The organism is Salmonella sp. SJTUF14076, from assembly GCF_015534835.1.
GTDB classification, from domain to species: Bacteria; Pseudomonadota; Gammaproteobacteria; order Enterobacterales; family Enterobacteriaceae; genus Salmonella; species Salmonella enterica.
On sequence record NZ_CP064674.1, the window covers coordinates 3,766,891 to 3,779,266 of the forward strand.

The 12,376-nt window shown below is 52.8% G+C and carries 8 protein-coding genes; 3 read left to right on the top strand and 5 right to left on the bottom strand.

All coding sequences use genetic code 11. The annotated features are described in order from the left end of the window. Positions 1-6 precede the first annotated feature (6 nt). From HU143_RS18305 to pdhR, 5 genes are all read right to left on the bottom strand, one after another. Positions 7-291: an outer membrane protein gene (locus tag HU143_RS18305; protein ID WP_000765363.1), complete on the bottom strand. Its 285-nt coding sequence runs from the start codon at positions 289-291 to the stop codon at positions 7-9. A gap of 288 nt (positions 292-579) precedes the next feature. Continuing rightward, complete coding sequence (gene lpdA, locus HU143_RS18310; RefSeq protein WP_001519338.1) at positions 580-2,004, bottom strand: dihydrolipoyl dehydrogenase; 1,425 nt, start codon at positions 2,002-2,004, stop codon at positions 580-582. A 201-nt stretch (positions 2,005-2,205) separates the two neighbouring features. Further along, entirely contained in the window at positions 2,206-4,095 is a 1,890-nt protein-coding gene (gene aceF, locus HU143_RS18315) for a pyruvate dehydrogenase complex dihydrolipoyllysine-residue acetyltransferase (RefSeq protein ID WP_023227641.1), read from the bottom strand. A 14-nt stretch (positions 4,096-4,109) separates the two neighbouring features. Further along, positions 4,110-6,773 carry a pyruvate dehydrogenase (acetyl-transferring), homodimeric type gene (gene aceE, locus HU143_RS18320; protein ID WP_023227642.1) on the bottom strand — a complete coding sequence of 888 codons (2,664 nt, stop codon included), beginning with the start codon at positions 6,771-6,773 and terminating at the stop codon, positions 4,110-4,112. Between the two features lie 308 nt (positions 6,774-7,081). Continuing rightward, positions 7,082-7,846 carry a pyruvate dehydrogenase complex transcriptional repressor PdhR gene (gene pdhR, locus HU143_RS18325; protein WP_000331771.1) on the bottom strand — a complete coding sequence of 255 codons (765 nt, stop codon included), beginning with the start codon at positions 7,844-7,846 and terminating at the stop codon, positions 7,082-7,084. Positions 7,847-8,408: 562 nt separating this feature from the next. Between pdhR and aroP the strand changes: the two genes are divergently transcribed. The 3 genes from aroP to HU143_RS18340 all read left to right on the top strand — a co-directional run bounded on the left by aroP (position 8,409) and on the right by HU143_RS18340 (position 12,302). After that, complete coding sequence (gene aroP, locus HU143_RS18330; RefSeq protein WP_165488518.1) at positions 8,409-9,782, top strand: aromatic amino acid transporter AroP; 1,374 nt, start codon at positions 8,409-8,411, stop codon at positions 9,780-9,782. A gap of 163 nt (positions 9,783-9,945) precedes the next feature. Beyond that, positions 9,946-11,352, top strand: coding sequence for a glycoside-pentoside-hexuronide (GPH):cation symporter (locus HU143_RS18335; RefSeq protein ID WP_000357529.1), 1,407 nt, complete (start codon positions 9,946-9,948; stop codon positions 11,350-11,352). Next, the gene (locus tag HU143_RS18340) at positions 11,352-12,302 is read left to right on the top strand and encodes a family 43 glycosylhydrolase (protein ID WP_000024767.1); all 951 of its coding nucleotides are present in this window, start codon (positions 11,352-11,354) and stop codon (positions 12,300-12,302) included. Before HU143_RS18335 ends, HU143_RS18340 begins: the two co-directional genes overlap by 1 nt. Positions 12,303-12,376 lie beyond the last annotated feature (74 nt).

The window sequence follows — 12,376 nt, forward strand, 5'->3', positions numbered from 1 at the left end:
TGATCATTAGCCCTGATGCGGCATTAATTCCGGGTGGCCTTGTACCGGCGGCTTGTTGCTGGTCAGCGCGGCTTCATCAGCCTGAATGCTGCCGGAATTAGCCGCCCATACGCCTTCATGCGTGTGGGTGATCTGCTGATGCTGCGCATTCAAATCCTCGCCCATTGCCGCAATATGCGTGCTTTCCGTACCGCCGCTGTTAGTCGCCCAGGGGATGACGGGATCGCTGGCAAATGCCATGCCGGAAATCAAGGTCGCAGTTAGCGCTGCTGTTGTCAGAAAAAGTTTCATATATCAAACCTCATAATTAGCTCACTATTATTTTATAGCGTTACTAATTTCAGGGGGATGACAAAGTAAGGAGAGGTATTTCTTATGAAACAATTAGTTGGTCGAAAATGACAGACAAAGGCACTACCGACGGCATAAGGTTTGAAAAACGTACTGCTGCGGAAAAGATAAATTTTGCGGTTTCGTTATCCTTCGCCATCATTTGACACATCTGATTTGCCATGCATAAAAAAAGCGGCTGTAAAGCCGCTTTTTTGTATCGGGTGGCGCATTGCCACCTACAGAAGATTATTTCTTCTTCGCTTTCGGGTTCGGCAGGTCGGTAATACTACCTTCGAACACTTCAGCAGCCAGACCGACGGACTCGTGCAGCGTCGGGTGCGCATGAATGGTCAGCGCGATATCTTCCGCATCACAGCCCATTTCGATCGCCAGACCGATTTCACCCAGCAGCTCGCCGCCGTTGGTACCGACAATCGCCCCGCCGATCACGCGGTGAGATTCTTTGTCGAAAATCAGTTTGGTCATACCGTCTGCACAGTCAGAAGCGATAGCACGGCCAGAAGCTGCCCACGGGAAGGTGGCGGTTTCATAGCTGATGCCTTTTTCTTTCGCTTCTTTCTCGGTCAGGCCAACCCATGCCACTTCTGGCTCGGTGTACGCGATAGACGGGATAACTTTCGGATCGAAGTAGTGTTTCTTCCCGGCGATAACTTCAGCGGCAACGTGGCCTTCGTGAACGCCTTTGTGCGCCAGCATCGGCTGACCGACGATATCGCCGATAGCGAAGATGTGCGGCACGTTGGTGCGCAGCTGTTTGTCCACGCGGATAAAGCCACGGTCGTCAACTTCCACGCCTGCTTTGCCCGCGTCGAGGTTTTTACCGTTCGGCACACGACCAATCGCCACCAGAACCGCATCATAACGCTGCGCTTCAGCCGGGGCTTTTTTGCCTTCCATCGAAACGTAGATACCGTCTTCTTTCGCTTCAACGGCAGTCACTTTGGTTTCCAGCATCAGGTTGAATTTCTTGCTGATGCGCTTGGTGAAGACTTTAACGATGTCTTTATCAGCCGCCGGGATAACCTGGTCGAACATTTCAACCACGTCAATCTCTGAACCCAGCGCGTGGTATACGGTACCCATTTCCAGACCGATGATACCGCCGCCCATGACCAGCATACGCTTCGGTACTTCTTTCAGTTCCAGAGCGTCGGTAGAATCCCATACGCGCGGGTCTTCATGCGGAATAAACGGTAATTGGATCGGACGAGAACCTGCCGCGATGATCGCGTTGTCGAAGTTGATCACGGTTTTGCCGTTTTCGCCTTCAACTTCCAGGGTGTTCGCCCCGGTGAATTTACCCAGACCGTTGACCACTTTCACCTTACGGCCTTTGGCCATACCCGCCAGACCGCCGGTCAGTTGAGTGATAACTTTTTCTTTCCAGGTACGAATCTTGTCGATATCGGTTTTCGGCTCGCCGAAGACGATACCGTGTTCAGCCAGCGCTTTGGCTTCTTCGATAACTTTTGCTACGTGCAGCAGCGCTTTAGAAGGGATACAGCCGACGTTCAGACAAACACCGCCAAGGGTGTTGTAGCGTTCTACAATTACGGTTTCCAGACCTAAATCAGCGCAACGGAAAGCGGCAGAATAGCCTGCCGGGCCCGCCCCAAGTACCACGACCTGAGTTTTGATTTCAGTACTCATCATGACCTCTTTATTTGTATCCGGCGGTCCGGGGTACTTGATCGCCCATCATCCACCGGGTCGTTCTATCCGCCCGTATCTTACAAAATTGTTAACAATTTTGAAACAACAAACGGATCACGAATTATCGCTTTCGCTAATAACCTCACAAACTCCATGAGATTATCAAAAAAAAGCCGGCCGTCGGGCCGGCTTTTTCGCTTACATCACCAGACGGCGAATGTCAGACAACATATTGTTGATAATGGTAATGAAACGCGCACCATCAGCACCATCGATCACACGGTGGTCGAAGGAAAGAGAGATAGGCATCATCAGACGCGGCACAAACTCTTTCCCATTCCACACCGGTTCCATCGCCGACTTAGAAACGCCGAGGATAGCCACTTCCGGCGCGTTGACAATCGGCGCGAAGTGGGTAGTTCCCAGGCCGCCGATGCTGGAGATAGTGAAGCAACCACCCTGCATTTCGCCAGCGGTCAACTTACCATCACGCGCTTTTTTGGAGATGGTGGTCAGTTCGCGAGACAGCTCGGTCACGCTCTTCTTATTCACGTCTTTAAAGACCGGAACCACCAGGCCATTCGGGGTATCAACCGCCACGCCGATGTTGATGTATTTTTTCAGGGTCAGACGCTGACCGTCTTCAGACAGAGAGCTGTTGAAGCGCGGCATCTGTTCCAGAGCAGCGGCAACCGCTTTCATGATGAAGACCACTGGCGTGTATTTCACATCCAGTTTGCGCTTCTCAGCTTCGGCGTTCTGCTGTTTACGGAACGCTTCCAGATCGGTGATATCGGTTTTGTCGAAGTGCGTAACGTGCGGGATCATCACCCAGTTACGGCTCAGATTCGCACCAGAGATTTTCTGGATACGACCCAGTTCCACTTCTTCAACTTCACCAAACTTGCTGAAGTCCACTTTCGGCCACGGCAGCATACCCGGGATACCGCCGCCCGCAGCAGCCGGCGCAGCTTCCGCGCGTTTGATAGCGTCTTTCACGTAAGCCTGAACGTCTTCGCGCAGAATACGGCCTTTACGACCGGTGCCTTTCACTTTCGCCAGGTTGACGCCAAACTCGCGCGCCAGACGGCGAATCAGTGGGGTAGCGTGAACGTAAGCGTCGTTTTCAGCGAACTCAGATTTGCCTTCGGCTTTGGCAGCCGGGGCAGCAGGCTTCTCAGCTTTCGCCGCCGGAGCCGGCGCCGCCGCTTCCTGTTTAGCCGGAGCGGCCGCAGGCGCTGCGCCTTCCACTTCGAAGACCATAATCAGCGAGCCGGTTTTCACTTTATCGCCGGTGCTGATTTTGATTTCTTTCACGGTGCCCGCGAACGGCGCAGGCACTTCCATGGAGGCTTTATCGCCTTCCACGGTGATCAGCGACTGTTCAGCGGCAACTTTATCGCCGACTTTGACCATCACTTCGGTGACTTCAACTTCGTCGCCGCCGATGTCCGGTACATTAACGTCTTTCACGCCCGTCGCTGCTGCTGGAGCAGCCGCAGCCGGAGCGGCTTCCGCTTTCGCTGGTGCTGCTGCGCCTGCTTCACCCGCTACTTCGAAGACCATAATCAGAGAGCCGGTAGACACTTTGTCGCCGATGTTCACTTTGATCTCTTTCACGGTGCCCGCGAACGGCGCCGGCACTTCCATAGAGGCCTTGTCGCCTTCGACGGTGATCAGCGACTGTTCAGCTTCTACGGTGTCGCCCACTTTCACCATCACTTCAGTCACTTCAACTTCGTCACTGCCGATATCCGGAACGTGAACGTCTTTCGCCGCTGCCGCAGCAGGTGCTGCTGCCGGAGCCGCTTCTTTCTTCTCTTCTGCCTTAGCAGGTGCAGCGTCAGCTGCACCGTCGGCGGAATCGAAAATCATGATAAGTGCACCGGTCTCAGTTTTGTCGCCGACAGAGACTTTGATCTCTTTCACGACGCCAGCCTGCGGAGACGGGACTTCCATAGAGGCTTTGTCGCCTTCTACGGTGATCAGCGACTGTTCAGCTTCAACTTTGTCGCCCACTTTGACCAGAATCTCGGTGATTTCAACTTCATCTGTCCCGATGTCCGGTACTTTGATTTCGATAGCCATTATTCTTTTACCTCTTACGCTAGACGCGGGTTAACTTTATCTGCATCGATGTTGAATTTGGTAATCGCATCCGCTACCACTTTCTTGTCGATTTCGCCACGTTTAGCCAGTTCGCCCAGCGCTGCGACAACCACATAAGAAGCATCAACTTCGAAGTGGTGACGCAGGTTCTCACGGCTGTCGGAACGACCGAAGCCATCCGTACCCAGTACGCGATAGTCATCAGCCGGTACGTAAGTACGAACCTGCTCGGCGAACAGTTTCATATAGTCAGTAGATGCCACTGCCGGAGCGTCGTTCATCACCTGAGCGATGTACGGTACGCGCGGGGTTTCCAGCGGGTGCAGCATGTTCCAGCGCTCACAATCCTGACCATCACGCGCCAGTTCGGTGAAGGAGGTTACGCTGTACACGTCAGAACCTACGCCGTAGTCTTTCGCCAGGATCTGTGCCGCTTCACGCACGTGACGCAGGATAGAACCGGAGCCCAGCAGCTGAACTTTACCTTTGCTACCTTCAAGGGTTTCGAGTTTGTAGATACCTTTACGGATACCTTCCTCGGCACCTGCTGGCATGGCCGGCATGTGGTAGTTTTCGTTCAGGGTGGTGATGTAGTAGTAAACGTTCTCTTGTTTCTCACCGTACATACGCTCCAGACCATCATGCATGATGACAGCCACTTCATAGGCGTAAGCCGGGTCGTAAGAGATACAGTTCGGGATAGTCAGCGACTGAATGTGGCTGTGACCATCTTCGTGCTGCAGACCTTCGCCGTTCAGCGTAGTACGACCGGAAGTCCCGCCGATCAGGAAGCCGCGAGCCTGCTGGTCGCCAGCCTGCCAGCACAGGTCGCCGATACGCTGGAACCCGAACATGGAGTAGTAGATGTAGAACGGGATCATCGGCAGATCGTTGGTGCTGTAAGAGGTCGCCGCAGCCAGCCAGGATGCGCCTGCGCCCAGCTCGTTGATACCTTCCTGCAGAATCTGGCCTTTCTCGTCTTCTTTGTAGTAAGCAACCTGCTCACGGTCCTGCGGGGTGTACTGCTGGCCGTTCGGGCTGTAGATACCAATCTGACGGAACAGACCTTCCATACCGAAAGTACGCGCTTCGTCGGCGATGATCGGTACCAGGCGATCTTTGATCGACTTGTTCTTCAGCATCACGTTCAGAGCACGCACGAAAGCGATCGTAGTGGAAATCTCTTTGCTTTGCTCTTCCAGCAGCGCGCCGAAATCTGAAAGTTGAGGCAGCTCTAACTTCTCGGTGAAGTTCGGCTGACGGCTTGGCAGGTAGCCATGCAGCGCCTGACGGCGTTCATGCAGGTATTTGTGTTCTTCAGAACCTTCCGGGAAGGTAACGTACGGCAGTTTTTCGAGATCAGCATCAGCAACCGGCACGTTGAAACGATCGCGGACGTAACGCACGCCGTCCATGTTCATTTTCTTAACCTGGTGAGCGATGTTCTTACCTTCCGCGGTGTCACCCATGCCGTAACCTTTAATGGTATGGGCCAGGATTACGGTCGCTTTGCCTTTGGTTTCCTGCGCTTTTTTCAGTGCCGCGTAGACTTTCTTCGGATCGTGACCACCACGGTTCAGCGCCCAAATCTGCTCGTCAGTCCAGTCGGCCACCAGCGCGGCGGTTTCCGGATATTTACCGAAGAAGTGCTCACGCACGTAAGCGCCGTCTTTGGATTTGAAGGTCTGGTAGTCGCCGTCAACGGTTTCGTTCATCAGCTGGATCAGTTTACCGCTGGTGTCTTTACGCAGCAGTTCATCCCAACGACCGCCCCACATGACTTTGATAACGTTCCAGCCAGCACCTGCAAAGATGCCTTCCAGTTCGTTAACAATCTTGCCGTTACCGGTGACCGGGCCATCAAGACGCTGCAGGTTACAGTTGATAACAAAGACCAGGTTGTCCAGTTTTTCACGGGTGGCGATGGTGATCGCGCCTTTGGATTCCGGCTCGTCCATCTCGCCGTCGCCGAGGAAGGCGTAAACAGTCTGTTTAGAGGTATCTTTCAGGCCGCGGTGTTCCAGATATTTCAGGAATTTCGCCTGGTAGATAGCACCGATTGGGCCCAGCCCCATAGAGACGGTCGGGAACTGCCAGAATTCCGGCATCAGTTTCGGGTGCGGATAGGAAGAGAGGCCATTGCCGTGAACTTCCTGACGGAAGTTATCCATCTGTTCCTGGGTCAGACGACCTTCCAGGAACGCGCGAGCGTAGATGCCCGGAGAGATGTGGCCCTGGAAGTACACCAGGTCGCCGCCATCCTGTTCGTTGCGCGCACGGAAGAAATGGTTGAAACAGACATCATAGATCGTGGCGGAAGACTGGAAGGACGCCATGTGGCCGCCCAACTCAAGGTCTTTTTTAGACGCGCGCAGCACGGTCATGATGGCGTTCCAGCGGATCGCAGAACGAATTCGACGTTCCAGCTCCAGATTGCCCGGGTATTCCGGTTCGTCTTCAACGGCAATAGTGTTGATGTAATTACTGGCCCCTGCGCCTGCCGCGACTTTCACGCCGCCTTTACGAGCTTCAGAAAGCAGTTGGTCAATCAGATACTGAGCGCGCTCAACACCTTCTTCACGGATGACCGATTCGATCGCCTGTAGCCAGTCGCGAGTTTCGATCGGATCCACGTCATTTTGGAAACGTTCTGACATGGGGGGTATTCCTTATCTATCTAATACGTTGAGTTATCTGGAACCTGTCCCATTAAACTTTCGTCAGAAAGCTTAATAAGACAGGTTCTGCGTTTAGTTGCCTGGCCCATAAGGTGTAATTGTTGCAGCCAGTTTGGTCACGGACAGCGCGGAACAACCGGAACGTACACGTAGTACGTGAGGATTGTGAGCACTGCCCAGGACCAAAATGGCAAATAAAATAGCCTTATGGGCCTGGCATTTAGTTGCCGCGCACATTTTTGCGCTTTATTCACAACATCTTCTGGTTAACGTTCTGCCAGAAAAAACTAATTCTTGCGCTGTTCCAGGCGGCGTAAAGCGCGTTCACGACGGCTCTCCTCACGGCTTCTGTCCAGCATAATCTCTTCGATAAACGCCAGATGTCGGTGTGACGCTTCACGCGCTTCTTCTGGTTTTCCGGCCATAATGGCTTCAAATATACGGGTGCGATGCGTACTCACCAGCGGCAGCATCTCCCGACGCGCATACAGCAATTCGAAGTTCTGCCGCACGTTTTGCGCCAGCATCGGCTCCATACACCTTAGCAGATGAAGCAATACCACGTTGTGCGCCGCTTCGGTGACGGCGATTTGATACTGGAGCACGGCTTCGGACTCGGCATCCAGATCGCCGGACTCTTGCGCCAGCTCAATAGCGTGGTGCAGCTCGCGAATACGGTCTTTATCTTCATCGGTGCTGCGCAGCGCCGCGTAATAAGCCGCAATGCCTTCCAGAGCATGGCGCGTTTCGAGCAGGTCAAACTGGGATTCAGGGTGATCGGAGAGCAGTTCCACCAGCGGGTCGCTAAAGCTCTGCCACAGGCTGCTCTGCACGAAGGTTCCGCCGCCCTGACGACGAAGCAACAATCCCTTCGCTTCGAGACGTTGAATCGCCTCGCGCAAGGAGGGACGGGAGACGTCGAACTGTTTTGCCAGTTCACGTTCCGGTGGGAGTTTTTCTCCGGGACGCAATGTTCCCTCAAGGATTAAAAACTCCAGCTGCTGCTCGATCACATCGGAGAGTTTTGGTTGGCGGATTTTGCTGTAGGCCATGATTTCCTGTCTTAAGCCATTTGCCCGGAGTCAATTGGTCTTACCAATTTCATGTCTGTGACGCTAAAGTAACAAAGTATTCACCTTCTGTCCATACAGGTTTTGATTGAAATCAGTAAAGGAGGCACATTTTAACAATTTTACAGAAATCATGTTTCAAAATTGTAACTGTGCACAAATGTTAAATTTACCCACCAGGAGGTAGATTTAACGTATTTGAAACGATAAAAAATCTCATCTGAACCGATTCAACAGTAGATTAAATGCATTTTTATGCATAAATAATGAATAAAAACAAATTAACATCTGTAAGGGAAAATAAAAGGAGGTATTTACAAGTGCTTTCTTTTTACGCAACTCGTCATCACCCCTGCACAAAGCAGGTGCATTCGCGGCCACATACCATTATTCTGATCAAGACGAAAGAGTTGAAGTGACATTTTAAAAAACGAGCTTGTAAATAAATCAATACAAAAAGCGGAATTGCAAACTTACACACGCACTACTGCATCGTTCAAAATAAGCGCGTTATGAATAAACCGCGCCCGATACACGAGGTTTTATAATGGACAGTCAGCAGCACGGCGAGCAGCTCAAGCGCGGCCTGAAAAACCGCCATATTCAGCTTATCGCATTGGGCGGCGCGATAGGGACAGGCTTGTTCCTGGGAAGCGCCTCCGTTATTCAGTCGGCGGGGCCAGGAATTATCCTGGGCTATGCGATTGCAGGCTTTATTGCCTTTCTGATTATGCGCCAACTGGGGGAGATGGTGGTTGAAGAACCGGTCGCCGGCTCTTTTAGCCACTTCGCCTATAAATACTGGGGCGGCTTTGCCGGATTCGCTTCCGGCTGGAACTACTGGGTACTGTACGTATTAGTTGCCATGGCGGAACTGACCGCAGTGGGTAAATATATCCAGTTCTGGTATCCGGAGATCCCCACCTGGGCTTCTGCGGCAGCCTTCTTTGTGATTATCAACGCCATCAACCTGACCAACGTTAAAGTGTTCGGTGAGATGGAGTTTTGGTTCGCCATTATTAAAGTGATCGCCGTCATCGCTATGATTCTGTTCGGCGCGTGGTTACTCTTCAGCGATACCGCTGGTCCGCAGGCCACCGTGCGCAACCTGTGGGAACAGGGCGGCTTTCTGCCGCATGGCTGGACCGGGCTGGTGATGATGATGGCCATTATTATGTTTTCGTTCGGCGGACTGGAGCTGGTAGGGATCACCGCCGCTGAAGCCGATAACCCGGAACAGAGCATCCCCAAAGCCACTAATCAGGTTATCTATCGCATCCTGATTTTTTATATCGGCTCGCTGGCGGTTCTGCTTTCGCTGCTGCCATGGACTCGCGTCACCGCCGATACCAGCCCGTTTGTCCTTATCTTCCATGAGCTGGGCGATACGTTTGTCGCCAATGCACTGAATATCGTGGTTCTCACCGCCGCGCTATCGGTTTATAACAGCTGCGTTTACTGCAACAGCCGTATGCTGTTCGGTCTGGCCCAGCAGGGAAATGCGCCGAAAACGCTGCTGAACGTCGACAAACGCGGCGTGCCGGTGAGCTCCATTTTGGTTTCCGCCGTCGTGACTGCGTTGTGCGTGCTGCTCAACTACCTGGCCCCAGAGTCCGCATTCGGACTGCTGATGGCGCTGGTGGTCTCCGCGCTGGTCATTAACTGGGCGATGATTAGCCTTGCCCATATGATGTTCCGTCGCGCGAAACAGCAGCAGGGCGTGAAAACCCGCTTCCCGGCCCTGTTTTATCCGTTCGGCAATGTTCTCTGCCTGCTGTTTATGGCGGCGGTATTGATCATTATGCTGATGACGCCAGGTATGGCGATCTCCGTGTGGCTGATTCCGGTATGGCTGCTCATCCTGGGCGTCGGCTACCTGTGTAAAGAAAAAACGGCAAAAACGGTGAAAGCCCACTGATCGTGGCGTTACTTTTCCGCCCTCCCCGTCCGGGGAGGGTGTTATCTGCCTCACAGTTTCCCACGTATAACCATTTTATCCATATCAGCGGCGTGATCCTGCTACGCAAAAAAAAGCTCTCAGGCGAATAATTACCGCCATCATCTGATGGGGAGAAGTCTCAATGGATAAGGGCAGACTTTCGGTAAGAGAGAAAATCGGGTATGGCATGGGTGACGCCGGATGTAACATTATTTTTGGCGCTATCATGCTGTTTGTTAATTACTTTTATACGGATATTTTTGGTCTTGCCCCGGCGTTAGTCGGTGTTTTACTCCTTTCAGTACGCGTTATCGATGCCGTTACCGATCCGGTGATGGGCGCGCTTGCCGATCGTACCCAAAGTAAATATGGTCGTTTCCGCCCCTGGCTACTGTGGATTGCATTTCCCTACGCGCTGTTCAGCGTGCTGATGTTCACGACGCCGGACTGGGGCTATAACAGCAAAGTTATCTATGCCTTCGTCACCTATTTTCTGCTTTCCGTGACCTATACCGCCATCAATATTCCCTATTGCTCACTGGGCGGCGTGATCACCAACGATCCAAAAGAGCGCGTGGCCTGTCAGGCTTATCGCTTCGTGTTAGTCGGCATCGCGACGCTGTTGCTATCGTTAACGCTATTGCCGATGGTGGACTGGTTTGGCGGCGGCGACAAAGCCAAAGGCTATCAGTTGGCGATGACCGTGCTGGCGATTATCGGCATGGGTATGTTTCTGTTCTGCTTTGCCAGCGTCCGCGAACGCGTTCGCCCTGCCGTTCCGACGCACGATGATATGAAGAATGATTTCAAAGACGTGTGGAAAAACGATCAATGGGTACGCATTCTGCTATTGACCTTATGTAACGTCTGCCCGGGGTTTATCCGTATGGCGGCGACCATGTATTACGTCACCTGGGTGATGGGACAAAGCACCCATTTCGCTACGCTTTTTATTAGCCTTGGCGTGGTCGGTATGATGATCGGCAGTATGCTGGCAAAAGTCTTAACCGATCGCTGGTGTAAATTGAAGGTATTTTTCTGGACCAATATCGCGCTGGCGATTTTCTCCTGCGCGTTCTATTTCTTTGATCCGAAAGCTACCGTGATGATAGTGGCGCTCTACTTCCTGCTCAATATTCTGCATCAGATCCCTTCCCCGTTGCACTGGTCGCTGATGGCGGACGTCGATGATTACGGCGAATGGAAAACCGGCAAACGCATTACCGGTATTAGCTTCTCCGGTAATCTGTTCTTCCTGAAACTGGGCCTGGCGATTGCCGGGGCGATGGTCGGCTTTTTGCTCTCCTGGTACGGTTATGACGCCAGCGCCAAAGCGCAAAGCGCCTCGGCGATGAACGGTATTATGCTGTTGTTTACCGTTATCCCCGGCGTTGGCTATCTGATTACCGCAGGCGTGGTACGTCTGCTGAAAGTTGACCGTGAACTGATGAAAAAAATCCAGGACGATTTGGAAAAACGTCGCACTAATTACCGCGAATTGAGTGAGTTGCAGGACCTCAAGGCCGCTGAAAGCGTAAGGAAAGCCTGATGGCAAACTGGCCAAACCCGTTTATTGAACAACGTGCCGATCCGTTTATTTTACGCGACGGCAGCGATTACTACTTTATTGCCTCCGTACCGGAATATGACAGGCTGGAAATCCGCCGGGCTGATTCGCTGGAAGGGTTGCGCGCCGCCGACCCCGTTGTCGTCTGGCGCAAACCGGAAAGTGGCCCGATGAGCCAGCTCATCTGGGCACCGGAAATGCACCGCATCAACGGCAAGTGGTACATCTATTTTGCCGCTACCCATACTCAAGCGCTTGATAAGCTGGGAATGTTCCAGCATCGCATGTTTGCCCTGGAGTGCGCCGATGCCGACCCACTCACCGGCAAGTGGACGGAGAAAGGTCAAATTAAAACACCGTTTGATACCTTCGCCCTCGATGCCACCACTTTTTATCATCAGGGAAAGCAGTGGTATCTGTGGGCGCAAAAAGCGCCGGATATTGCCGGTAACTCAAATATTTATCTGGCTGAACTGGAAAATCCGTGGACGATTAAAGGCGAGCCGGTAAGACTCAGTAAGCCAGAGTACGACTGGGAGTGTCGGGGTTTTTGGGTTAACGAAGGTCCGGCCGTCGTGGTGCATGGCGACAAGCTGTTTATCAGCTATTCGGCCAGCGCCACCGATGAAAACTACTGTATGGGATTACTGTGGATTAACGTAAACGACGATCCGCGCGATCCGGCCAACTGGCATAAATCACCGCGCCCGGTCTTTACCACCAGCTATGAAAATCGCCAGTATGGGCCGGGACATAACAGCTTTACGCAAACGCCGGAAGGTGAAGATGTACTGGTGTACCACGCGAGAAATTACACCGAAATTGAAGGCGATCCGTTGTACGATCCCAACCGCCATACGCGTCTGAAACGGGTGCGCTGGGACGAAAACGGGATGCCTGATTTTGGCGTGCCGCCAGCCGATACGATCTAAGCCGTTGCACTGCCCGGTGGCGCTAGCGCTTACCGGGCCTACAGATTTTTCCATTGTAGGCAGCATAAGCGTTA

Coding starts and splice junctions, on each gene's coding strand:
- HU143_RS18305 (WP_000765363.1), bottom strand. CDS start 291: ATGAAACTTTTTCTGACAACAGCAGCGCTAACTGCGACCTTGATTTCC.
- HU143_RS18340 (WP_000024767.1), top strand. CDS start 11,352: ATGGCAAACTGGCCAAACCCGTTTATTGAACAACGTGCCGATCCGTTT.
- aceF (WP_023227641.1), bottom strand. CDS start 4,095: ATGGCTATCGAAATCAAAGTACCGGACATCGGGACAGATGAAGTTGAA.
- pdhR (WP_000331771.1), bottom strand. CDS start 7,846: ATGGCCTACAGCAAAATCCGCCAACCAAAACTCTCCGATGTGATCGAG.
- HU143_RS18335 (WP_000357529.1), top strand. CDS start 9,946: ATGGATAAGGGCAGACTTTCGGTAAGAGAGAAAATCGGGTATGGCATG.
- lpdA (WP_001519338.1), bottom strand. CDS start 2,004: ATGAGTACTGAAATCAAAACTCAGGTCGTGGTACTTGGGGCGGGCCCG.
- aceE (WP_023227642.1), bottom strand. CDS start 6,773: ATGTCAGAACGTTTCCAAAATGACGTGGATCCGATCGAAACTCGCGAC.